Annotated in this window: 25 protein-coding genes; 18 read left to right on the forward strand and 7 right to left on the reverse strand. The window is 37.4% G+C overall.

The window, feature by feature from the left end; genetic code table 11:
• Positions 1–110: 110 nt before the first annotated feature.
• The 13 genes from E7276_RS08590 (at position 111) to E7276_RS08650 (ending at position 15,143) form a co-directional block, all read left to right on the forward strand.
• Positions 111–755, forward strand: a complete 645-nt coding sequence (locus E7276_RS08590; RefSeq protein ID WP_294216334.1) for an ECF transporter S component — start codon at positions 111–113, stop codon at positions 753–755.
• Positions 756–1,541 carry a creatininase family protein gene (locus E7276_RS08595; protein ID WP_294216336.1) on the forward strand — a complete coding sequence of 262 codons (786 nt, stop codon included), beginning with the start codon at positions 756–758 and terminating at the stop codon, positions 1,539–1,541.
• A 237-nt stretch (positions 1,542–1,778) separates the two neighbouring features.
• On the forward strand, positions 1,779–2,837 hold the full coding sequence (locus E7276_RS08600) for an ABC transporter substrate-binding protein (protein WP_294216339.1): 1,059 nt from the start codon (positions 1,779–1,781) through the stop codon (positions 2,835–2,837).
• 27 nt (positions 2,838–2,864) lie between these two features.
• Positions 2,865–4,076: a threonine synthase gene (locus E7276_RS08605; protein WP_294216344.1), complete on the forward strand. Its 1,212-nt coding sequence runs from the start codon at positions 2,865–2,867 to the stop codon at positions 4,074–4,076.
• Positions 4,073–4,840 (forward strand): ABC transporter permease, encoded by a 768-nt coding sequence (locus tag E7276_RS08610; RefSeq protein ID WP_294216346.1) that lies wholly within the window; start codon positions 4,073–4,075, stop codon positions 4,838–4,840. The genes E7276_RS08605 and E7276_RS08610 overlap by 4 nt, the downstream gene beginning before the upstream one ends.
• Positions 4,841–4,858: 18 nt before the next feature.
• The gene (locus E7276_RS08615; RefSeq protein ID WP_294216349.1) at positions 4,859–5,929 is read left to right on the forward strand and encodes an iron-containing alcohol dehydrogenase family protein; all 1,071 of its coding nucleotides are present in this window, start codon (positions 4,859–4,861) and stop codon (positions 5,927–5,929) included.
• A 13-nt stretch (positions 5,930–5,942) separates the two neighbouring features.
• On the forward strand, positions 5,943–6,734 hold the full coding sequence (locus E7276_RS08620) for an ABC transporter ATP-binding protein (protein WP_294216352.1): 792 nt from the start codon (positions 5,943–5,945) through the stop codon (positions 6,732–6,734).
• Positions 6,731–7,813: an Ldh family oxidoreductase gene (locus tag E7276_RS08625; protein ID WP_294216355.1), complete on the forward strand. Its 1,083-nt coding sequence runs from the start codon at positions 6,731–6,733 to the stop codon at positions 7,811–7,813. The genes E7276_RS08620 and E7276_RS08625 overlap by 4 nt, the downstream gene beginning before the upstream one ends.
• Positions 7,814–8,998, forward strand: a complete 1,185-nt coding sequence (locus E7276_RS08630) for a pyridoxal phosphate-dependent aminotransferase (RefSeq protein ID WP_294216357.1) — start codon at positions 7,814–7,816, stop codon at positions 8,996–8,998.
• Between the two features lie 43 nt (positions 8,999–9,041).
• Positions 9,042–10,220: an iron-containing alcohol dehydrogenase gene (locus tag E7276_RS08635; RefSeq protein ID WP_294216360.1), complete on the forward strand. Its 1,179-nt coding sequence runs from the start codon at positions 9,042–9,044 to the stop codon at positions 10,218–10,220.
• A 105-nt stretch (positions 10,221–10,325) separates the two neighbouring features.
• Positions 10,326–11,210: a LysR family transcriptional regulator gene (locus tag E7276_RS08640; RefSeq protein ID WP_294216362.1), complete on the forward strand. Its 885-nt coding sequence runs from the start codon at positions 10,326–10,328 to the stop codon at positions 11,208–11,210.
• Between the two features lie 110 nt (positions 11,211–11,320).
• The gene (locus E7276_RS08645) at positions 11,321–13,246 is read left to right on the forward strand and encodes an oxidoreductase (protein WP_294216365.1); all 1,926 of its coding nucleotides are present in this window, start codon (positions 11,321–11,323) and stop codon (positions 13,244–13,246) included.
• Between the two features lie 13 nt (positions 13,247–13,259).
• Entirely contained in the window at positions 13,260–15,143 is a 1,884-nt protein-coding gene (locus E7276_RS08650) for an oxidoreductase (protein WP_294216367.1), read from the forward strand.
• Between the two features lie 65 nt (positions 15,144–15,208).
• Here E7276_RS08650 and E7276_RS08655 read toward each other — a convergent pair whose 3' ends face one another.
• On the reverse strand, positions 15,209–15,976 hold the full coding sequence (locus E7276_RS08655) for an HD domain-containing protein (protein ID WP_294216368.1): 768 nt from the start codon (positions 15,974–15,976) through the stop codon (positions 15,209–15,211).
• 149 nt (positions 15,977–16,125) lie between these two features.
• Between E7276_RS08655 and E7276_RS08660 the strand changes: the two genes are divergently transcribed.
• Positions 16,126–17,421, forward strand: coding sequence for a DUF5605 domain-containing protein (locus E7276_RS08660; protein ID WP_294216370.1), 1,296 nt, complete (start codon positions 16,126–16,128; stop codon positions 17,419–17,421).
• Here the strand turns inward: E7276_RS08660 and E7276_RS08665 are convergent.
• The 4 genes from E7276_RS08665 to E7276_RS08680 all read right to left on the reverse strand — a co-directional run bounded on the left by E7276_RS08665 (position 17,408) and on the right by E7276_RS08680 (position 19,593).
• Positions 17,408–17,698 carry a hypothetical protein gene (locus tag E7276_RS08665; RefSeq protein WP_294216373.1) on the reverse strand — a complete coding sequence of 97 codons (291 nt, stop codon included), beginning with the start codon at positions 17,696–17,698 and terminating at the stop codon, positions 17,408–17,410. The two genes, E7276_RS08660 and E7276_RS08665, sit on opposite strands and share 14 nt — an antisense overlap.
• Before the next feature lie 18 nt (positions 17,699–17,716).
• Positions 17,717–18,214, reverse strand: a complete 498-nt coding sequence (locus E7276_RS08670) for a hypothetical protein (RefSeq protein ID WP_294216375.1) — start codon at positions 18,212–18,214, stop codon at positions 17,717–17,719.
• Positions 18,215–18,228: 14 nt separating this feature from the next.
• Positions 18,229–19,176 (reverse strand): hypothetical protein, encoded by a 948-nt coding sequence (locus tag E7276_RS08675; RefSeq protein WP_294216378.1) that lies wholly within the window; start codon positions 19,174–19,176, stop codon positions 18,229–18,231.
• Positions 19,177–19,341: 165 nt separating this feature from the next.
• Complete coding sequence (locus E7276_RS08680; protein ID WP_294216381.1) at positions 19,342–19,593, reverse strand: hypothetical protein; 252 nt, start codon at positions 19,591–19,593, stop codon at positions 19,342–19,344.
• Positions 19,594–19,886: 293 nt separating this feature from the next.
• Here E7276_RS08680 and E7276_RS08685 point away from each other — a divergent pair, with 293 nt between their 5' ends.
• Together E7276_RS08685 and E7276_RS08690 are read left to right on the forward strand one after the other, a co-directional pair.
• Positions 19,887–20,024, forward strand: coding sequence for a hypothetical protein (locus tag E7276_RS08685; protein WP_294216384.1), 138 nt, complete (start codon positions 19,887–19,889; stop codon positions 20,022–20,024).
• Positions 20,021–20,323 carry an isochorismatase family protein gene (locus E7276_RS08690; RefSeq protein WP_294216504.1) on the forward strand — a complete coding sequence of 101 codons (303 nt, stop codon included), beginning with the start codon at positions 20,021–20,023 and terminating at the stop codon, positions 20,321–20,323. The genes E7276_RS08685 and E7276_RS08690 overlap by 4 nt, the downstream gene beginning before the upstream one ends.
• A gap of 3 nt (positions 20,324–20,326) precedes the next feature.
• Here E7276_RS08690 and E7276_RS08695 read toward each other — a convergent pair whose 3' ends face one another.
• Positions 20,327–21,232 (reverse strand): alpha/beta hydrolase, encoded by a 906-nt coding sequence (locus tag E7276_RS08695; protein WP_294216386.1) that lies wholly within the window; start codon positions 21,230–21,232, stop codon positions 20,327–20,329.
• Between the two features lie 117 nt (positions 21,233–21,349).
• Here E7276_RS08695 and E7276_RS08700 point away from each other — a divergent pair, with 117 nt between their 5' ends.
• Positions 21,350–22,117: an alpha/beta fold hydrolase gene (locus E7276_RS08700; RefSeq protein WP_294216388.1), complete on the forward strand. Its 768-nt coding sequence runs from the start codon at positions 21,350–21,352 to the stop codon at positions 22,115–22,117.
• Between the two features lie 155 nt (positions 22,118–22,272).
• Positions 22,273–23,061, forward strand: coding sequence for an MBL fold metallo-hydrolase (locus E7276_RS08705; RefSeq protein ID WP_294216391.1), 789 nt, complete (start codon positions 22,273–22,275; stop codon positions 23,059–23,061).
• Here the strand turns inward: E7276_RS08705 and E7276_RS08710 are convergent.
• Entirely contained in the window at positions 23,058–23,570 is a 513-nt protein-coding gene (locus tag E7276_RS08710) for a SprT-like domain-containing protein (RefSeq protein ID WP_294216393.1), read from the reverse strand. The genes E7276_RS08705 and E7276_RS08710 overlap by 4 nt on opposite strands.
• Positions 23,571–23,580: the final 10 nt, after the last annotated feature.

A 23,580-nucleotide genomic window follows, 5' to 3' on the forward strand; every position in this document is an offset into this window, starting at 1 on the left:
TTATTAGGCAAAGCCCCACGTGGACTTTGCCTTTTTCATTTTACTATTCGATTTATATCCCAAAGAATCCTTCGGTTCCAAAAATATTTTAGAACAGGGAGGAACAAATAATGTTCAAAAAGAAATTCACAACAAATCAAATCGTACTTGTGGGGATGCTTGCTGCGTTAGCTGGTGTTCTAATGTCCTTGGAAATTTCAGTTCCAATGATGCCACCATTTTACAAATTCGACTTCAGCGATGTACCAGCAATAGTGGGCTTATTCTTGATGGGACCAGTTGAGGGGGCATTGATAGAAATAATCAAGCTCATAATCAAGCTTATTCTATCAGGTACAAACTCAATGTATGTTGGTGAGGTTGTAAATTTAATGGCTATTATCCTATTCATAATTCCTACTTGGATTGTATACAAAAGAATGGGACAGACCAAAAGAGCAGCTGCAGTTGCACTTGCTATAAGTGTAGTGATAAGAACAGCGGCAGCCTGCTTTTTAAATGCATTTGTGTCATTACCTCTTTACGCAACTGCCATGGGCGTCTCTCTAGATGAGGTGGTTAGAATGGTTGGTGGAGTAAATGCAAAAATTACAAATTTACAAAGCTTTATCATCTACGCGACAATACCATTTAATGTTTTGAAGCTATCTATTAATAGCTTTATCGGATATACGGTATATGATAGGGTTGTTGCACTTATGCCAGGCGCTAGAAACCTTAGAACGGATACAGCTACAGCAAAGGTGGAGGCATAAATGGTTGAGGAATATTGGAATCTGTCTAGAATGCAAATGGAGCATCTTGATAGAGAGAATACTTTGGTTGTTATTCCGCTAGGGGCAATAGAACAGCACGGCAATCAGGCTCCGTTGGGGACAGATAGTATGATTGCTACAGAAATGATAAATAGAGTGAAAACAGGGTTACAAATGCTGGAAAACCATTCAAAAAATGTTTTGACATTTCCTGTGATACCAGTGGGATTCAGTGTAGAGCATCTCAATTTTTGTGGTTCTATTTCATTTAAACCTGACACTTACTATAACCTGCTTTACGATATTGTAGAATCCATGAATACCCATGGATTTAAGCACATCGCATTCATGATTTGTCATGGTGGAAACAGGGCCACTGTTGAAATATTAAGCAGACAGATACGACATGACTTGGGAGTCCATGTTTATTTGCTTTCATCGGGGGCATTTAGTCATCCTAAGGTGAAGGCTACTATCTCTGAGGGAAACGAAGCAGATTTTCATGGGGGAGAAATGGAAACATCTATGGTTATGGCTATAAATGAAGATGTTGTTGATTTGTCCGTCGCTGAGGCTGGTTATTACAGTATGAAAAATGGAAGGTTGAATTTCTTTGGAAGCGTTGCACTTCCATGGATGGGAGAGGATTTTGTAACTGCTGAGAAGAAGCCTATTGGAATAGGAGGAGACCCAAGTGGTGCAAGTGCAGAAAAAGGAGAAATAATACTTGAAGTAAGTGCAAATGAAATAATAGATGGGATTTTAGATATATTGGAGCAGATGTAAGAGTTGCTATCAAATTTATTTATTATTTGCTATTAGATTTACCAAATATGGATTCCATTGATTTTGCAGTCAAAAGGTTCTATACTGATAAAAATTTGAAGAGTGGTGAATATGTTCTCTTAAAAAAGTGCGGTTAGAACTGACTAGACAACTAGAGGTTCAAAATCACAGTTTTATTACTGTGATTTTGGCCTTTTTTTTATGCATGCACCACAAATAATAGGAGGGAATCAGCATATGAAGAAAAAATTGTTAAAAAGCATTATTGCATTGGCATTGGGAACAAGTTTGATAGCGGGGTTGGTCGGATGTGGTAGTAACGCATCTAGCAGCGAGACAGAGATTAAAGATGAACAGACTGCAACTGCCAAGGCAGAGGAAGATACAACTAGTGATAGTGGAGAAACTATTGAGGTACATTTGGGTGATCAACCATCATTCTTTATTTTAAAAATAGCAGAATACAATGGCTATTTTGAGGAAGAGTTTGCAGGAACAGGGGTAAACATCGTAGTAGATAATTTTGTAAATCAAGGCTCTGCGATTATTGAAGCCATGAATGCAGGGGATGTACAACTTGGAGTACTCGGTACTATGCCATTTGTAACAGCTGATGCTAATGGAAGTGGATTTGTTGGTATTTCTAGTGTCAATCTTTCAATTGATGGATTTAAGCTTTATGCAGGAAAGGACACAGGAATTAAGACAGTAAACGATTTTGCTGGTAAGAAAATTGCTGTAAAGTTTTCATCAAATGAGCACGAGATGCTTTTAACATTACTTGCAAATGCAGGGTTAACAGAGAACGATGTAGAAATTATCAATATGTCTGCAGCTGACAGTCTCAGCTCACTTATTTCAGGTGATGTTGATGGAGCAATTTTAAAAGGGGATCAATTAGATGCAGCAAATGCGAGTGGGGCAACAATTGTAGCAGATAATAGTGAATCAGGAATCATCGAAAATCTTTTAATTGGAAGACCTGATTTTGTAGAAGAGCATCCAGAAGTAGTTGAGGGTGTATTAAGAGTTCTTGAGAGAACAAAGCAGTGGATTGATGAAAATCCAGAAGAGACAGTAAACATCTTTGTTGAATTGACAGATACAGATGCGACAACAGCTCAGACAAGCTTTGAATCACGTACACGTTCTATTAGTATTGATGACGACAAATTTGTAGCTCCTATCGAGAGAACAATTAATTTCTTAAAGGATCAGGGTGAAATCGATGATTCTGTACAGATTGAGGATATCATTGATAAGAGCTTTTATGAGAATTCAGGAATATCAGAATAATAAGAATTGGAAAGTTGAGATAGAGTAATGGCATTAACAAAAAGCACTATAAATAAGCTTTATTGCCCAAAATGCGGCAATACATATTCTGCAGATGAGGTTCACCAGTTGTGTGAATGTGGTTCTCCACTTTTAGTAGAGTACGATTTAGAGAAAGCTAAGGAGACATTAACTAAGGAGAATCTAAAGAATAGGTCAAAATCCTTATGGAGATATGAGGAACTTTTGCCTGTAAAGGATACAGAGAACATTGTCAGCTTAGGTGAAGGCTTCACACCTCTTATTCCATTACCAAATGTGGGCAGGAAAAATGATATTCCTAATCTCTTAATGAAGGATGAGGGAATAATACCGACAGGCACATTTAAAGCAAGAGGAGCTGCAGTTGGTGTATCGAAAGCTAAGGAATTAGGTGTGAAAGAGTTGGCTATGCCAACAAATGGAAATGCAGGAGCCGCTTGGTCTGTTTATAGTGCAAGAGCGGGAATTAAGGCAAATATTATTATGCCTGAGGATGCGCCTAAAATTACTAGAAATGAGTGCGCGGCAACAGGGGCTCAATTGTATTTAGTGAAGGGGTTAATTAGTGATTGCGGAAAAATAGTGGGAGCGTCTCTTAAATCTAATGGTTGGTTTGATGCTTCTACACTTAAAGAGCCATATCGAATTGAAGGCAAAAAGACAATGGGTCTAGAAATAGCGGAGCAATTGGAGTTTGAGTTGCCAGATGTAATTATATATCCAACAGGCGGAGGCGTAGGCATTATAGGAATCTATAAGGCGTTAAACGAATTAAAGGAAATTGGGCTTGTGCAGGGTGAATTGCCTAGATTAGTTGCAGTTCAGGCAGAGCATTGTTCTCCTATCGTAAAGGCGTTTGAGGAGCATAAGGATGCATCGGAATTCTATGAGGATTCCCATACAATCGCTTTCGGTATTAATGTACCTAAGGCATTGGGAGACTTCCTTGTATTAAAGAGCATATATGAAACAAACGGAGCCGCTGTTGCTGTTACAGATGATGAAATTATAGAGTCTCTAAGAGAGTTGGCAACAGAGGAGGGGACATTTGTGTGTCCTGAAGGGGCAGCCACTTTTGCAGCTGCAAAGAAGCTTCGCCAGCAAGAATTCATAAAGGCTAATGATCGTGTTGTTCTTTTAAATACAGGGGCGGGGATTAAATATCCAGACACATTAAAGGTTGAAGTGCCTTACTTGGAAAAGGATGCTGTGTTATGAAAAAGAATGTAAAAGTTCAAATGACTATAATCGCTTGGATAGTTCTGGTTTTAATACTCCTGCTTTGGCAGGTAGCTGGAAGCAAGGGATGGATTAGTATTGCAATTTTATCAAGTCCAACTCGTATATTTGAAAAATTTATACAAATGCTTGGAGACGGGTCGCTGACGCGACACGTCTTCACTAGCCTTGGTCGTGTATTAAAGGGATTCTGTGTAGGTGCAGGTATAGGCTTGGTTTTAGGACTATTAATAGGATTAAGTAAAAGACTGGAAGCATTTTCGGATTTATTTATTGGTTTGCTCCGTCCAATCCCCCCAATAGCGTGGATTCCTTTATTAATTCTATGCTTAGGAATTGGCGAGGAGTCCAAGGTAACAGTTATTGCTATTGGAAGCTTCTGGCCAATGCTTTTGGATACGATTCATGGTGTTAAAAGCACAGATAAGGCTCTGCTAGAGCTAGGGAATGTATTAGAGAAAAAGAAGAAGACTGTAGTCTTAAAAATCATATTGCCATCAGCAGTACCAGCCATATTTACAGGTGCAAGACAGGCTATTAGTAGAGCCTGGTCATGTGTTGTAACAGCTGAAATGATAGCGGCAAGTAGTGGTACAGGCTACCTGATTCAATATGCAAGAGAGCTGTCACAACCGGCTTTAATGTTTGTAGGTGTTGCTATGATAGGGCTGGTTGGGTTACTTATAGATTTAATTATGATGCAACTGGAAAAAAGACTGTTGAGTTGGAATATTTCTAATTAGCTAGAGTGAGGATAATAAATGTTACTTAAGATAAAGACGCCTGAAGAATTTTATTGCGACAGGAATCTTATTTCAAAGGTTGGAGAGATTTGTTCGAGATATGGAAGGGGGGCATACATAATTGCCGGTAAAACGGCTTATTCTGCTGTTTTTGATGACCTGGAAGGGGGACTTAAAGCCTATCACATTGATTATTCTGTAAATATTATGGAAGGTTACCCAACTTACGAAAAGGTCATTGCCAACTCAAGCAAGGCATACATAGAGAATGCAGATTTTGTAATTGGCATAGGAGGTGGCAAAATCTGTGATGTGGCAAAAGCTGTTGCAAATATGAGGAATATTCCGGTTGTAATGGTACCTACCGTAGCAGCAACATGCGCATGTTGGGCAGCAAGATCTGTTATTTACAAGGATGACGGTAACTTTGACCAGATTCTTTGGAATAAGAATAATCCTAATATAATTGTTGCAGATTTAGATGTGCTTACGAATGCACCTAAGAGATATTTGGCAGCCGGTATCCTTGATACTTTAGCTAAATGGTATGAGTTTAAGCCTTTAATAGATTCAGCTCCAGAGGATGTGGTTTTGCGCCAGGATGTGGCAATAGCAAAGCTAGCTTATGACATTATTTTGGAACATGGGCTGAAAACATATAAGGGGGATGCAACACTTGAGGAATTTGACCAGGTAATAGAGGCAATATTCTTTTTGGCTGGTGCCAGCGGAAGCTTCGCAAATGGCAAAGCATTCAGAGGATTTGCTCATTCATATTATTATGCATCTACTCATATACCAAGTAGTAGGCACAGATTGCATGGTGAGAAGGTCGCATTTGGGCTTTTGGTTCAGGCTATTTTGAAAAAGGACCAGGCGACAATAGAAGAATTGTTAGATTTACTACAGCAATATGACCTAAATGATACCCCTTATGATTGGGAGGATGCTAATATCGAAAATACGATTTTTGATATTAGCAATTATATTATTAAGGAATCGCCCGTTGTGGTGGAAAAAGGATTCGTAAAGTCGGTAGAGGAATGCGCAGATGCTATTGAAACAGCATCTAATTACATTAGGGCATAATAAAAGGATATTTATGGAACAATCAAATATTAAGGGAAAACACATTAGCATTAATCATGTAAAAAAAGAGTACAAGATAGAGAAGGATAATATTCAAGTGCTTAAGGATATAAATCTGGAAATAGAGTCTGGAGACATTGTTAGTATTATCGGAGGAAGTGGTTGTGGAAAGAGTACACTTCTTAGGTTGATAGCAGGACTAGAAAAACCAAGTGATGGTACTGTAAGTCTAGACAATGTTCAAGTTGAAAAACCATCATTGGATGTTGGCGTTTTATTTCAGGAATCTAGACTTTTGCCATGGGAAAGCGCATGGAAAAATATACTTTTTGGTCTTCCAGAGGGATTTGATAAAAAGCAAGGTAGAGAATTAGTGGACAGGTATATAAAACTTGTTGGGTTGCAGGGCTTTGAAAAAGCTCTTCCTAGCCAATTGTCTGGAGGTATGCAAAAGCGTGTAGCTATTGCTAGAACACTTATCAATAGCCCTCATGTATTGCTGTTAGATGAGCCATTTGGCGCGCTAGATGCCTTTACCAAGATGAATTTGCAGGAAGAGATAGTGCGAATTTGGAAAGAGCAGAAAATGACCACAGTGCTTGTTACTCACGATATAGATGAGGCAATTTTTATGGGAAATAAAGTCATAATAATGTCTGCAAAGCCAGGAGTTATTAAGACAGTTATCGATGTGGAATTACCTGAACCAAGAAGTAGGGTTGGTGATGACTTCGAATATATAAAGAAAAAAGTGTATAAAGAATTCTTTGGAGATAATCGAGTAGTGGAGGATTACGTGATTTGAGTATTGAAAATGCACAATACAAAAGAATTCCTGTGGAAGAATACATTCGACTATCGAATGATATTTTTATTACGTTAGGGTTTGATAAAAGTGATGCAGATAAAATTACAGATGTTCTTTTAAAAGCAGATTTATTTGGGGTTGAGAGTCATGGAATATCTCGAATCCAAAAATATATAAAATTGATTTCCAATAATATAGTAGATATTCATGCTAATCCGGAATTAGTTTTTGAAACACCAACATCGGCGGTGTATGATGCTAAGTCAGCTATGGGGCAGTTGGTTTCCATTCAGGCGATGGATAAGGCTATATCTAAAGCTAAGGAACATGGGATTGGGCTGGTACAGGTTAGAAATTCTAATCATTTTGGAATCGCTGGATATTATGTTTTGAAAGCTCTTGAGGAGGGGTTAATTGGAATCTGTATGACAAATACAATGGCAATAATGGTTCCAACTTTTGCGGCAGAGGCACTTTTGGGCTCCAATCCTATAGCATTTGGCTTTCCTAGTGGGGGCAAGCCTTTTCTTTTTGATGGGGCTACTACAGTTATCACACGAGGAAAGGTAGAGTTGTATAAAAAGCTAAATAAGGAGCTTCCGTATGAATGGACAGTTGACTCAGTAGGAGAGGTTACATATACACCTGAAGTTGTGCTGGAAAATATTAGTGAGAAAAAGGGCGGAGGAATACTGCCTGTAGGTGGTGTTGGAGAGGAACAGGCAGGATATAAGGGCTATGGATTTGCCTATATATGCGAGCTTTTGACAAGCGTTCTCTCAGGTGGTGTTAATTCTATCCATAAACAGGACAAAGGTGATACAAGTCATGCTTTTTATGCTATTGACCCAGCGTTATTTGGAAATCCAGAAGAGATTAAACTAAGAGCTAAGACATTGGCTGAGGAAATACATTCTTCTAAAAAGGCTAAGGGACAGCCCTATATTTTCATTGCTGGAGAGAAGGAATTTGAAAGAGAAGCATATGATAGAGAGCATGGGGTTGTACTCAGTAATGAAAGCATAGCAGAGCTAAATAAAATAGCCGAAGAATTAAAGATTAAGGGATTGAGCTAAATGAGTATAAAATTTGCAAGTAGAATAAATGATTTGAAGCCCTCTGGAATAAGACTAATAAATGAAAAGGCTCTAAAATTGGAGCGTCAGGGAAAAAAGGTCTATCATTTTGAATTGGGAAGACCAGATTTTGATACACCGGATTATATAAAAAAGGCGTGTATTGCTAGTATAGAAAACGGAGATGTTTATTACACATCAAATTTTGGAAAGCAGGATCTAAGACAAGAAATTGCTGACTATTTGAGTACCAAGAAAAATATACCAGCCGCTGCAGACAACATTCTTGTAACGGTTGGTCTTGCAGAGGCTATTTTTGATGTCTTCACAGTTTTGCTGGAAAAGGGTGATGAGATTCTTGTTCCAGATCCAGTGTGGATGAATTATATCAATATCCCTAAATTGCTAGGGGCAACGCCAGTCACATATAACCTTAAGGAAGAAAATGATTATCAACCAGACATTGAAGAAATCGAAAAGAAAATAACAATTAGAACTAAAGCAATTGTTATAGTTTCCCCACACAATCCAACTGGAAGCATGCTTAGAGAAGAAAATGTGAGAAAGATTGCTGAACTGGTAAGAAAATATGATTTGGTTGTAATTGATGATGAGGTATATGAGCGATTGACATATTCTGAGGAAAGACATATTAGCATTGCTTCTTTGCCAGAAATGTTTGAAAGAACAGTAACTTTAAATGGCTTTTCAAAAGCCTACTCCATGACAGGCTGGAGAATAGGCTATGTGGCTGCATCTTCGGAGTGGATTCAAGCGTTGAATAAGATTCATCAGATTAATACAACAAGTGCTACATCATTTGTGCAGACGGCTGCAATCGTAGCATTGAGGGATGAAGATACAGAAGTTGAGGATATGCGCCTTGAATACCAAAAGAGACGAGATTTTGTTTATGAGAGAATCAATCAGATTCAAGGAATTAGTTGTTCAAAGCCACAAGGAGCCTTTTACTCATTTATCAATATAAAGGAGTTGAAAGTATCAGCTGAAGAATTTGTACATTATCTTTTAGATAATTATGGGATTGCATTAGTCCCGGGAACTGTATTTGGAGACAATGGTAATGGATATATAAGGATGTCTTTCGCCAACAGCCTGGAAGAAATTCAGGCGGGATTAGACTTGCTAGAAAAAGCTGTAAAAAATCTAGTTGTGCGCAATTAAACACTAAGGTATACTATAGCCAAAAGGGAAAAGGAGGAGGACAATGGAGAATTTTACATTTTATTCACCTACATATTTTGCATTTGGTAAGAATATGGAGAGTGAAGCTGGAAAACTGGCTAAAAGATTCGGGGCAACTAAAATTTTAATTCATTACGGTGGTGGAAGTGTTGTTCGTTCTGGACTATTAGACAGAGTGAAAAAGGCATTAGATTCAGAGGGGCTTGATTATGTAGAACTTGGTGGTGTACAGCCAAATCCTAGAAGCGGATTGGTTTACCAGGGAATTGACCTTTGCAAAAAAGAGAAGGTTGATTTTGTTTTGGCCGTAGGCGGTGGTAGTGTTATTGATTCATCCAAGGCAATTGCTGCTGGTGTATGCTATGACGGTGATTTCTGGGATTTTTATTCTGGAAAATATATTGAGCAGGCACTTCCTATTGGAACAATTCTTACAATCTCTGCAGCCGGTAGTGAAGGAAGTCCAGATTCAGTTATCACAAACGAGGATGGAATGTACAAGCGTGGCGCAACAGGGGATGCTATTAGACCAAAGTTTAGTATTCTTAATCCTGAATTGACTCAGACTTTACCAGCATATCAGACTGCTTGTGGTATCACAGATATTATGGCTCATCTTTATGAGAGATATTTGACTAACTCAAAGGAAGTTGAGGTTACAGACAGATTAATAGAGGCGCTTCTTTTGACAATGGTACATGAAGGACCTAGAGTAATTGAAGATCCAAATAACTATGAGGCTAGAGCTAATATTATGTGGGCTGGAATGATGGCCCATAACAATGCTGTTGGTGTTGGAAGAAGCCAGGATTGGAATAGCCACAATATTGAGCATGAGCTTTCAGCTAAGTATGATTGTGCGCACGGAGCAGGTTTGGCGGTAACTCTTCCAGCGGTATTTACATATGTAATGAATCATGATGTCATGAGATTCGCAAAGGTTGCTACTCGCGTATGGGGATGTCAGATGGATTTTGATCATCCTGAGGTAACTGCCAAAGCAGGAATCGAGGCACTTAGAAACTTCTTTATTTCTATTGGAATGCCAAAGAATTTTGAAGAGTTAGGTGCAAAGAAAGAGGATATTCCTGAATTGGTTAGCGTACTCTGCGATGGTGATGGAAGACCTGGATATATAGAAGGTTTTGTAAAGCTTGATAAGACAGATTGCACTAAGATTTATGAGTTAATGGCAAACTAATAAATATCGTATTATTAAATCCTAGGATTTTTGTGTGAAAAATTGCAAAGGTCCTAGGATTTTTGTTATCTTAAAAGAGTATATTTTAATGAAAGAAGGCCATGTATGTCTATATTAGATAAGAAAATATATTATTTCATATCTGTTGTTGAAGAAGGTTCTTTTTCAGCGGCTGCCAAAAAGCAATTTGTTTCACAGGCTAATCTTTCAAAGCAAATTGCGCAATTGGAGAAAGAAATAGGTACAGAGCTTTTTGACAGAAATGGGTACAGACCTGTTTTAACAGATGCGGGAAAGTATTTTTATGATGAGCTTTGCGGCATTAAGAAAAAGGAAGATGAATTGTTTAATGGACTGAATAAATTTGTCCCAAGTGCTGTAAAAGCTGGCTTTACAGGTCTTTTTGAAAATAGAGAATTGATAGAGGCAATTCGCAAATATCAGGATGGAAAATCAGGTCATGAAATCGAATTGAACAGATACGATTTTGAGGGTTGTGCTAAAGCTCTTGTAGAGGAGCAGATAGATATAAGCTTTGGGCTTGAATCAATATTTAAGAGATATAGAAATGTTAAATATGAGATTTTACATGGGTATGATATTTGCTTTGTATGTACGGAAAAGCACCCGTTGGCTAAGGCAAAGTCTGTGACTGTTGATCAGATAAAGGATGAGGGCTTAGTCATTTTATCAAAAAAATTTAGCTCAGATTATTATAATGACTTTATGGAATCTTGTAAGAAGGATGGATATGTACCTAAAGTCAATGTGGAAGTAAACTCTTTTGATGAGTTGATTCTCTCAGTCTGCTTAGGCGAGGGTGTAGCTTTATGTGGTGAGAGCAGTATCAGAGAAGAGGGACTTATTGCCATACCTATTGAAAAAACAAATCATTCGCCAAACTATGTTATGGCTTATAGAAATGAGCCACTGAAAACTAATGTAGAAAATTTTATAAAATATATAAGGGAATACTTTGCAACTCTATAACTATTAGTTATAGAGTTCTTTTCTTTTTTGGTCAGTATTATTTAAGTGTAGAGGAGCATATAATTTATATATAAAACATTGATAATTAATTAACAAAGAGAGGTAGTCTAATGAGCTATGAACACGTAATGAGTCCAATACAGATTGGACCAATGTACCTGAAAAACAGAGTTTCTTTTACACCGGTTTGGCCTTCTTTTGCAACTGCTGATGGTCATGTAAACAGAGAACTCATGGAATGGGTTAGGGATATTGTAAAAGGCGGAGTTGCTTGTATCAATATCGGTTGTGGTTGTGTAAACAGAAATCTTCCACCATACGTTACACATCTTCTTCGTATGAGTGATGAGAGCGTTGTTAATGAGATGACAATGCTTTCTGATTTATGTCATATGTACCAGTGTAAAATCGGTATGGAGCTTTTTGCTATTAATATTGATGGAGGAAGCTTTGAAGACAGAGAAACTGGCAAAGATAAAGTCGTTGTAGAGCTTGATCCTTCATATATGACTAAGGAACAGATTAAGGACTATATTGAGGATTTTGCACTTGCTGCTGAAAGAGCAATGAGATGCGGTGTGGATAGTCTTGTAATTCATGGTGCACATGGACAGCTTCCAGGTTGTTTCTTAAATAAAGTAATTAATGAAAGAACTGACGAGTATAGTGCAGATACTATTGAGAATGCATCTCGTTTTACTGTAGAGCTTCTTACTGCAATCAGAGAAAAGGTTGGAAATAAGCTTGCAATTGAATATAGAATTAACGCCAACGATATGGTCCCAGGTTCTCCATCAGTTGATGAGGTTATTGAGTTTGCAAAAATGATTGAGGACAAGATTGATCTTCTTCATGTGTCTAGAGGACTTCACTCTGTTCAGCACTTAGCACCATATATCAACCAGCCTCTTTATATTCCACACGGAATTAATATTGAAGATGCTGCTAAGTTCAAGAAGGCTCTCAATATCCCAGTTACTGTAGTAGGTTCAGTAACACTTGACCAAGCAGAGGAGTACATCAAGAATGGCGATGCAGATATGGTTTCTATGGCTAGAGGTCTTATGGCTGATCCAAATCTTGTAAAGAATGCAAAGAATGGTTGCGCAGATAAGACTCGTCCATGTATCAGATGTAATCAATGTATCCAGAGAACACATTACCTTCTTGCTCCAGTACGTTGCTCAGTAAATGCTGAAATGGGTATGGAAACTCTTTACATGAACATCGGCACAACAACACCTAAGAAGGTAGCAGTAATCGGTGGTGGTCCTGGCGGAATCGAAGCCGCAAGAACAGCAGCTGAAAGAGGACATTCCGTTGATCTTTATGAGAAGAGCGATATTCTCGGCGGTGTATTAAACATGGCAGCAGGTCCTGATTTTAAGGCAGATATTAAGAACTATCTTGAGTGGACAATTCGTTCTATCAAGGAGCAGAAGAATGTAAATATTCACATGAACACAGAGGTTACTCCAGAAATGTTGGCTGGCAAGGGTTATGATGTGGTTATTGTAGCTATCGGTTCTGAGCCAATCATTCCTGGATTTGTAAAGTCTAATTCAAAGGTTGTATGGGTTGGTGATGTTGAGTGTCATCGTGTAGAGGTTGGACAGAATGTTGTCATTGTTGGTGCAGGTCTTACAGGTTGTGAGTCAGCACTTGCACTTGCTAATGAAGGCAAGAATGTAACACTTATTGATATGATTCCAGCCGACGATTTTGGTCGTGGTGGAGCTAAGTTTAACCAGATAGCTTTAATGAATCAGTTGAATGAGAAGAATATCACAAAGATTGGTGAAGTTAAGCTTGCTAGTGAAGGAGATACAGTTTCATTCGAGAAGCTTGATGGAACTAAGCTTGATATTGAATGCGACAATATTATTCTTTCTCTTGGTGTTAGACCAAATCAGGATAAGGTAAACGCATTTAATAGTTTAGATGCTGATGTTGTATTTATCGGTGATTGCAACACAAGAGTAGGTACATTGTTTAATGCGGTACATACAGCTCATGAAGCAGCTTCTATCATCTAAAAAGGAGGAACACATGAGAAACGATTCAGTTATTTTTAGTCCAATGCAGATAGGACGTATGACAGTAAAAAATAGAATTGAGTGTGCACCTTATGGTAATGCGCTTTTTAGAATGGATGGAGCTTGTGACAACAAGCAGATGATGCATTTTAGAAATCTAGTGCAGGGCGGCGTTGGAATGGTTACTATTGGCTCAGCCAATTGTAACCTGGATTATGGTCCAGCTCCAGTGCCATATATGCATCATCCATTTTTACTTAGCAGCTACAAAAATATGGTAGAGCTTGCTCATCAGTATGATGTAAAAATTGGATGGGAGCTTATCGGCGCTAAGGAAATGTTTATCCCGGCAGAGGTTCTTGTTAATACATATACTATCGAAGATATCCACAACTATCAGAAGGGAATCATTGATGGTGCTGTAAATGCTCTTTCAATAGGCTCTGATTACGTTATGATTCACGGTGGACACGGTGTAGTACCAGCAGCATTCTATAGAGAATCAACTAATAAGAGAACTGATGAGTACGGTGGAAGCTTTGAGAACCGTACAAGACTCATCAGAGAAATACTTCAGGGAATCCGTGAGAAGGTAGGAGATAAGCTTGCTATCGAATATCGTATTTCCGGAGAGGAAATGCAAGAAGGAGGTCTTACTGTTGAGGACCAGATTAAATTTGCTCAGGCTATCGAAGAGTATGTAGATATCTTTAATATTTCAAGAGGTGTTCTTGAAAATAATGATGATTTACCATACGTGTTCCCAACAGTTTATGACTCTAAGAAGATAAATGTCGAGAATGCAGCAAAGTTTAAGGCAGCTCTTACAAAGCCTGTAAGTGTTGTTGGCGGAAACAACATGTTTGTGGCTGAGGAAATCATTGAGAGTGGTGCTGCAGATATGGTTGCATTAGTACGCCCTCTTATTGCTGATCCAGCTTGTGTAAACAAGTTCAGATGTGGTAATGAGGATGAAATTCGTCCATGTATCAGATGCAACAACTGCATCAATCAGACACATGGAAAACTCCATGATTTGAGATGTACAGTAAATCCGCTTATCGGTAGAGAAGAGTACTTTGGCAGAATCGATAAAAAGGTTGATACTAAGAAGGTTCTTATTATCGGTGGTGGCCCTGCTGGACTCGAGGCCGCAAGAACTGCTGGTATGAGAGGTCACTCTGTAGTTCTCGTTGAAAAGACAGGAGAACTAGGTGGAAACTTCATTAGAGCTGCCAGAGAAGAGTTCAAGGAAGATTTGAAGAATTATCTTGCTTGGTCTATCAGAACAGTTGAAAATGATAAAAATGTAGAAATCAGGATGAACACTGAGGCTACAGCTGAGCTAGTAAAGAAAGAAAATCCTGATGTTTTAATTACAGCAGTAGGAAGCAATCCTATCATTCCAAACTTCACTGCAACAGGAACAAAAAAGGTTCAGTGGGTTGGAGATGCTACAAATGATTCATTAGGTCAGAACGTTGTTATTGCTGGTGGCGGATTCACAGGTCTTGAAGCTGCTTATGCATACTCACTTGCTGGTAAAGAAGTTACAGTTGTGGATATGATCCCTGAGTCAATGCTTGGCAATGGTGCTTCTATTATGAATAGTACATCACTTCTTCAGAAGCTCAATGCAAAGGGTGTAAAATTCATTTGTGAGAGCAAAGTTGAAGATGTTACAGCCGATGGCATTAAGATTTCTAACAAGGATGGAGAGACAGTTATCCCTTGTGACAATGTGGTTCTTTCATTTGGTCAGCGTAGGAATACAGCCGTTGTAGATGAACTAAAGAATATTGTTCCAAATACATACGTAATTGGTGATTGTTCAAATGTTGGTGGCACATTATGGCAGGCTGTTCGTTCAGGTTTTGAAATGGCATTTGAGATATAATTAAGATTTATGATGGGTGTAGCCAGATATTGGCTACACCCTTTTTGCATCAAAAATGCCGTGGGCTACTGTCCCAAGGCGTTTTCTATTTCTGCTTTTATGTAGTCTATTTTATTTTGAGTTTCTTTGTCAGTAACTTCTAGTTCAAGAAGTTTGTTAAGGTAGCCTTGTTGGCGAGTTAGCTCTCGGCTGCCTGAATACACAAGCTCAAAAGCTAAAGCAAAATGTGCAACATAAAAATCGAGAGATGTTTTCTTGGTGCTGCTGAGAATTGCATGATGCTCTTTGAATTGACTAAAAACTTCTTCAGATAAAGGCTGGTTTTGAATATGTTCAAAAGGAACTCCATATATTCCTTCGATGGGTTCCTCTACTTGCACCCTAAAAATATCGATTTTATCAGCGTCTCTTATGATATTTGCAAATAATGTTTCTCTTTCGCTGAGTCCGCTAGATATTTTAAATTTATTATGTTGTCTAATGGCGATTTCAATGAGTTCATCTAAATCTCTTGTACCTATATATTTATCAATTAAATGAGACTCTTTGAACAACAAATCTGCTCCAAACTCGGCGTGATCAACGGATTTGGAGTCATTAAAAGTCTGATAAACTCGAATCTGCTCAAAGCGCCCAATGTCGTGCAGCATTCCTATTAACCAAGCAATTTCAATGTCTTCTTCTGAAAGGCCAAGACTTTCTACTATTATTTTTGAATTGCTAGCAACCTTGTATGTATGTACTATCTTCAGCGCGATTTTAGGATCCTGAGGATTGTAATTCTGGGTATAATTAGCAAATTCTTTAATTACGTCTTTTTCGTTGATTATCATGATGATGTCGAAACTTCCTTTCTCAAAATAGAATAAAGTAAAAATAAAGTATATTCAACTTAAATATTTATATAAATAAAGCTTTATGTAATTTATAATCACTCATAGATGATAGATATTATATCATGTCAGCAAAGGAGGAGCACAAAATGAGCAAACATGGGATGGTAAAGACGGTTGGAACACATTTCGAATATGAGGACGGAACATATTTTTATCCTTTTGGAACAACTATATATGCATTGGCACATCAGACACCAGAACTTATGGAGCAGACATTTCAAACACTTAAAAAATCACCTTTTAATAAGGTGCGTATGTGTGTGTTTCCAAAACATTATCAATATAACAATAATGAACCAAGATTTTATCCTTTTGAAAAAAGAGAGGATGGCTCTTGGAATCCAGAAAAACCTGTTAAAGAATATTGGGACAATTTGGAGCAGGTTATAAGACGTTTGGATGCTTTAGAGATACAAGCAGATTTGGTACTATTTCATTCATATGATAATTGGGGCTTTGCAACTATGCCTCAAGAAGATAACTTGAAATACTTAGAGTATTGCTTACAGAGATTAGGTAATTTGGATAACGTATGGTGGTCTTTAGCCAACGAATATGATTTACTTTTATCAGAAATATCAATGGAAGAATGGTATGAAATAGAGGAGTTTGTAGCTAGTCACAATCCTAAGGGGCATCTTATTTCTAATCACAATTGCTTTAAGACATGGGATATGGGAAGACCTAATATAACACATGGCTCATATCAGATTAAAAATTTATGTTATGTTGCTGACAGAATAGATAAGTATAAAAAACCTATTTGTATTGATGAATGCTGCTATGAGGGAAATCTTCCTGAGGCTTGGGGAAATCTTTCAGCAGAAGAAATGACTGCAAGATTTTGGATGGCAATTTCAAGTGGTGCATATTGCACTCATGGTGAGACATTCCTTGATGATGAGGACATCGTTTGGTGGGCAAAGGGTGGTATATTAAAAGGAAAGTCACCTGAAAGAATAGGGTTTTTACGCGACATAGTAGAAAGTTTACCAAGTCCACTTGTAGCATACAAAGAAGCTCCATTTGAATTCATGGATAATTTGCCAGATGAAGTGAAAGAAATATTTACAAGTTCTCCAGCTGGTCGAAGCTTTCAGGCTGCAATAGCCCAAGCAGATCCAATGGAGATGACAGTAATGCAGACTTTCGAGCATGAGTATAAAGCATGCTGTGACGATAAGTCGGCAATTTTGAATTATTTATATCAGCGATGCCAAGCATATGCAAATTTAACACTTCCAGAAGATAAGACATATAAAGTAGAGGTAATTGATACCTGGAATATGACAAGAAAAACAGTTTTAGACAATGCAAGTGGTAGAGTAAAGGTTGAGCTACCAGGACAACCATATATGGCTATTCTTGCTACTGCAAATTAAAAAAAGGCGTCCTTGTGTGCAAGGGCGCCTTTTTTTTAGCTAACAAACAACTGTTATTATAGTCAATACAATAAATGGGATAAGGATGAAGTGCCAAACCAGTGACATCAACAAGGCTTCTTAGTGTAGGATTACTGTAGTCACTGCCAATTGAAACAATCATGTCAAATAGAATTGCAGCAAATCCTGAAGTGAGCATGGATACAAGTCCTGCAATGAGAAGTTTTGGATAAATAGAACATCTTTTTAAAAATTTAATTTGTTTAGTTTCTAACATAAGCTACCTCTTTTAGTCTTATTTATAAAATGATGCAAGGACTGCAATCATAAATACTAGTATTGGTATTGTTCCAATAAATATTAAACCATAAGCATTATTAGTAGAAGAAAGTAGATATCCATCCTCACTGAGTATTTCCTTTAACTCATCGAAATTTATAGTAATCTCGTTGGATTTTTTGGCTTGATTTTGAATATCTTTGTAGAAGACATTGATAGCAGCCCATTGCCGTCCGGAGCGTGTAAGACCTGATACTCCGAATGCGATAAATGCAAAAAATATGCCAAAAGCTCCAAGTAAGGGAAAGCCTATTATCATTCCTATAATAAATAGAACTATAAATGGTGTGGCAAAGCATGCAATCTGAGTGAGAGCAACAATGTTTTCTAATTTTTTGTAGGTAGCATATTCCTCTCTGGTGAGTGTGCCATTCTTATAGCAATTTCTAAAAAATATATTCTGTTTTTCTAGGAATTCGTTTTGTACATTGTCTATAGTGCCGTCATAATGCATAGAACAATTCTCCTTTACAATGAATGGAAGATAGTGTAGGTCTCTTCGAGGCGACCTGAACTGTACTCCATAGAAGTCCTCTTCATCAATCCACCACCATCCGGATAGATTGTAAACTCTGATGCAGCACCTTCAGCAGTGGCTGCGGTCGTAAATTCATCATTAAACTGATAGCAGTTTAATATAGTCTCATTGTCGAAGATGCCTGCATTGAAAGCATCCTCTACAGCTGCATATAATGTCATAAAGCATTCATTTGCTGCAGCAAGATTCTCTTCCTCAGTCATATCATTGTCTAGGAGATAATCATAAGAAAGGCTCTTAAGATTACCGTTGGAATCAAATCCGAAATTAACTTCACGTGTATACAAATCATCTTTGTTTTCAGCAATATAGACATTGTAAGAATGTCCAGGATATTCAGGATGATAAGAGTTTGTAATTGCTAAATTATGAGACTTGGCAATCTCCTCTAGCTGTTCAATGGGCTCTGTATTGGTAACGGCATCAGAAAAACTGCTAGTTATACTGGTGTAATTATGCGTATCAGTAGATGCTACGGTAAACAGACTAAGACCAAGAGCTACAAACAAAGGAATGATAAATATGATTCGAAACAACATAGGACTTGGCAAAAGTATTTTATTAGTTTTGGCAACGTCTTCTATTTCTTTATATGATGTACTGTCTAAAGTAATACCAAACATATCTAATTGTAATGTGTTCTTACTTGAGACAAAGCCAAGCATTCCAATAAAAAATGCTATTAAATATAAAATTAAAATGGCTATATATGGTTTGTTAGCTCGAATTTGAGCAATATATATATTTCCATCGGATTGGAGATACATATTAAATATAAGAAGTGCAAGATCAGCTATTGCGAAAATAATAGTGATGCCCATAAGTTTTTTGAATATGTATAATCTTTTAATTAAAGACTTTTGTTCTTCTGTAAGCATAAGGTCCTCCAAATAATGCAATGGTAGTATTTTAATACTTAGACTAATGGCTGTCAACATGCTACGTAGAGGAAAATAAGAGGACTAGGCGCTAACCAAGTCCTCGATTAACATATTGCGGTCATCAATATAGATATCACAAGTAATTTTTCTGCTGTTTGTTCCTTAAAATGCGATAACCTCTGGAAGATTATCATTTACAGCATCAAAAGTAAGTCCCTGCCTTTCGCACCATGCTGTTGCATTATCAAGTGGTTTACCCACTCGGCAAGTCCATAATATGATTTTGTTCCCAAGTGATTTTTGTTGCTTAAGATATTTAATTAATGGAATATTAGGCTCTCCAAGATCAGGCCAATTGCTATAGCATAACGTGTTGTCAAAATCTACGGCGATGATTTTATTTGATAGTTCCATAGGCTAATTCTCCATTTCATTAGATTGTTGAGGAAGATTACGCAGCCATATAATCGATGTAATCGTCCTCTGTTGCAAATAATTCGTATTCCCCATCTACATATCCCATATAACCTGCATCAATAATATAACCCTTCATAAAAATACCTCCTTTACTTGCATTCATTGTTACCTTTATTAACTGTTAAAATAATAAATCACAGAGGTGTCCCTATTTAATCCCACTTAAAATCCAGGGAGCTTATGTAATATTATGTAGTTATAGAATTCGTATTCAGTAAAGGGGCAAATTGATGGAAATACTTTTAGTTATTGACATGCAAGAAAAATATATGAATAGTTATGATTCTGATTTAATTAATCGAGTGAATTTGCGTATTAGAGAGGCAAAAGAGAATGCGATGCCTGTTGTAGCAAGATTGAGAGTATAGATAAATATAATTTATCAGAGGGGTTAGATTTAGTTTCAGAGTATAGCTTTACCAAAAGATGGCCGAGCGCTTTTTCCTCAGAGGAGTTTACTGCTTTTGTAAAAAACAACAGAGTAGATACTATAAATATGATAGGTGTAGATGGTAGATGTTGTGTAGCCCGCACAGCTATGGATGTAGTCAAAAGAGGATTAGCAGCTAGAATCTATTTAGATTCGGTAGCTGCTAAGAATGACAATTTTTATTTAAAAGAGCTTCCTGCAATGCAGGAGGCTGGGGTAGAGATTGTCGTTGACTAAAAACTATTTCTTTAGAATTTCTGCAATTTCATCGAAGTCTTCTTTGGCTTCCTTGAAATATGGCAACATTGCATAGCAGTGGAAAAGTCCTTTGCGCTGACGGATAGTGTATTTTACATGGTATTTTTCGCAGGCATCTATAAAGTTTTGTTTTGCCCCATAGAGAACTTCGTTTTCACTATATACAAAATGGATATTATCTACTCCAGAAAAATCACCTTTTGAAATATGAATCATATAATCAGGGATGTCATTTCTGCCCTTACGTTCAAATCGTTCAACACGCTCCATGAAAGCATAATCTACCATATTGTCTGTAGGATTGTTGGCTTGCATAATTCTTTTTTCTTCCTCATTCCATGGGACTTCTCCAGGAGATACAGCAACAATATGTCTAGGCATAGGAAGTTTTTCTGAAAGAGTGTTATTATAAGTGGCTACGCCAAGGGCTAAAGCACCGCCGGATGAAAATCCACAGGTACTGACGTTATTGGCGCCATATTGATCAATCATTTGGCGATAACATTCAAAAATCATTTCAAAACTATCTGTTATGCAATGCTCGATACAAAGAGGATAGATAGGAAACCAAACATCACAGCCTGTTTTATGGGCGAGTTTTACAATAACATCTATGTCACCTTTATCAGGACCAAGCATCATTCCGCCACCGAACATATATAAAATAGAACGTTCTGCAGGAGCTTCGTGAGGCTGAACTATTAGGCATTTACAGCCTAACACAGTGTGCTCTTTGTAAAAGGCCTTTTTATCTTTTGGCATATAGAAGCCCCTATTTTTGTTTAGAGTTTTAACCTTTTCAAGGAATTTATCATCAGGTAGATGGTACATTTTTTTAATTCCAGATAGTTTAAAAGAAACATTAATTAGATTTGCCGTAAGACTCATTTTAATTACCTCCCAATAATCTGTTCGTGTCAAATATATCACTTTGAGTTAGTAATGTCTAACTAAAAGTAGTAATATATATCTGGTGTTAAAAACAAGATGACAGGAGAATTGATTATGAAGTATGTTGAGATGGGCAATTTGAATGGAAAAACCCTTATGCTTTTACCAGGGACTTGTTGTGACTGGGAAACAAATTTTGGAACCGTAATAGATAGATTATCGGAAAAGTATCATTTGATTTGTGTAAACTATGACGGCTTTGACGGAAGTGATGATATTTTTCCTGACATGATGACCGTTGTGGAGAAAATAGAGAATTACATTATAGAGAAACATAGTGGGAGAATTGATGGGGCTATTGGGTCCTCACTTGGATCTAGTTTTGTTGGGCAGCTAATTCAGCGGGAAAGAATACATATGGATCATGGTATATTTGGCAGTCCTGATTTGGATCAAAGTGGAAAAATTGCAGCAAAGTTGCAGTCGAAGCTGGTTGTGCCTCTTTTGACGAGCTTTACTAAAAATGAAAAGAAACGAAATAAGTCAAAGGAAATGCTGAAAAAATTCTTCTTGATGGATGAAGAAAATGCCGAAAAGTTTATGACTTGCTTTTCGAAATTTAATCCGGAGTCAATAAAAAATGAGTATTATACTGACCTTTTGACACATTTAAGTAATGACATAAATGTTGAACATACTCGAGCACATTTTATTTATGCTAATAAGATGGGGAAAAAATATCTGAAGCGATATAAAAAGTATTTTCATAATCCGGATATCAGAGAGTTTAATATGCAGCATGAACAATGGCTTTTTGGAGGGGAAGAGTTTGCAGTACCTGTTTTAAAAGCAATTGATGAGTTTATGGAAATGGTAGTTTAAGGGTGATACTGTGAAATGTAAGATAAAGGAAATAGGAGAAATCGTAAATACGGTAGGCTAATAATCTTCACTGAGCTTGTAGATAGTAGTATAATTGCACGTAAATAGACTTTGATTATATGTTTTGTTTCACTGCATAAAATAGGAGCAAGTTCATGCAACAACATTATGATAAAAACACTGCAGCTTTATGGTGGCTGGGGCAAATGGGGCTCATGATTAAGATAGGAGATACATTACTTTGCATTGACTATTTTGCAACTGATGACCCGTCTAGGCAGACGCCTGTTCCTATTCCAGTTGATGAAGTTCATGAGGTAGATGTTTTTCTTGGTACACACAACCATATTGACCATATTGATCATGACTCTTGGAGGATTTGGTCTAAGAGTAATCCAGACGCCAAATTTGTTTTTCCTAGAATTCACATGGATTCCGTGTTATCAGATGGAGTAAAAAAAGAAAATGCAATAGGATTAAACGCCGGTGAATCCTATACTGTAGGGGATGTTACTATACATGCCATAGCAGCAGCACACGAATTTTTTGAGATGGATGAGGAAACAGGGCTATATCCTCATTTGCAGTATATAATTGAAGGTAATGGAATACTAATACATCACGCCGGAGATACAGTCCGATATGAGGGAATGTTAGGCGCGGTTAAATCATTTGGCGATATAGATATAGAGTTGCTACCAATAAATGGTCGTGATGCAATTCGTTATAAGGACAATTGTATTGGCAATATGACTTACCAAGAGGCAGCGGATTTTGCTGGTGAGGTAGGAACTAAGCTTGTTATCCCAGGACATTGGGATATGTTTGCTCATAACAGCGAAGATCCACATGCATTTAAAGACTATCTTTCAGTCAAATACCAAGACAAGATAGAATGTAAAATTCCTAATTTGATGGAAAAAATAGTTTATTTTAAAAACTAACTAACAGTCTTTTTAGACCATGCGGCAGCACCGCATCTGGCACATCCATAATATCTATAATTTCTAGTAAATTTTGAGTCTCGCTTGCGGTATATTGTGGCACCACAATTGCCACAATTGAAGACGTATTTTACGGTCATCTCTTGACCCTCGTAGTTTTCAACTCCCTTTTCTGACCCATTAGTTACGCGCTTGATATTGTAACCATAGACTTGATTAACTACATCAGCATAGTATTTCCATTTGCCAGTATGGCGCATGCAGCCCTTGCAGGTGTGGAGTAGCTCATGAATGATGGTTTCCTTACAAGCCTGTTCTGAAATTCTGTCATCCTCCAAAAGTCTTGCTGCAATTTCAATAGAATAGCTGCCGTCCTGATTTAGTTTGCACATGCCCCAGCGAGTTTTAGCTCTAGTATTTATTTCCCATGAAGATATATTCCCAAGCTTGATACCTAGTCGGGTGACCTCTTGGATGCATATCTCTCTTAACAATTCAAAGTTTTTCAATGTGATTTGC

Source organism: Pseudobutyrivibrio sp., from assembly GCF_015057185.1.
Taxonomy (GTDB): domain Bacteria; phylum Bacillota; class Clostridia; order Lachnospirales; family Lachnospiraceae; genus Pseudobutyrivibrio.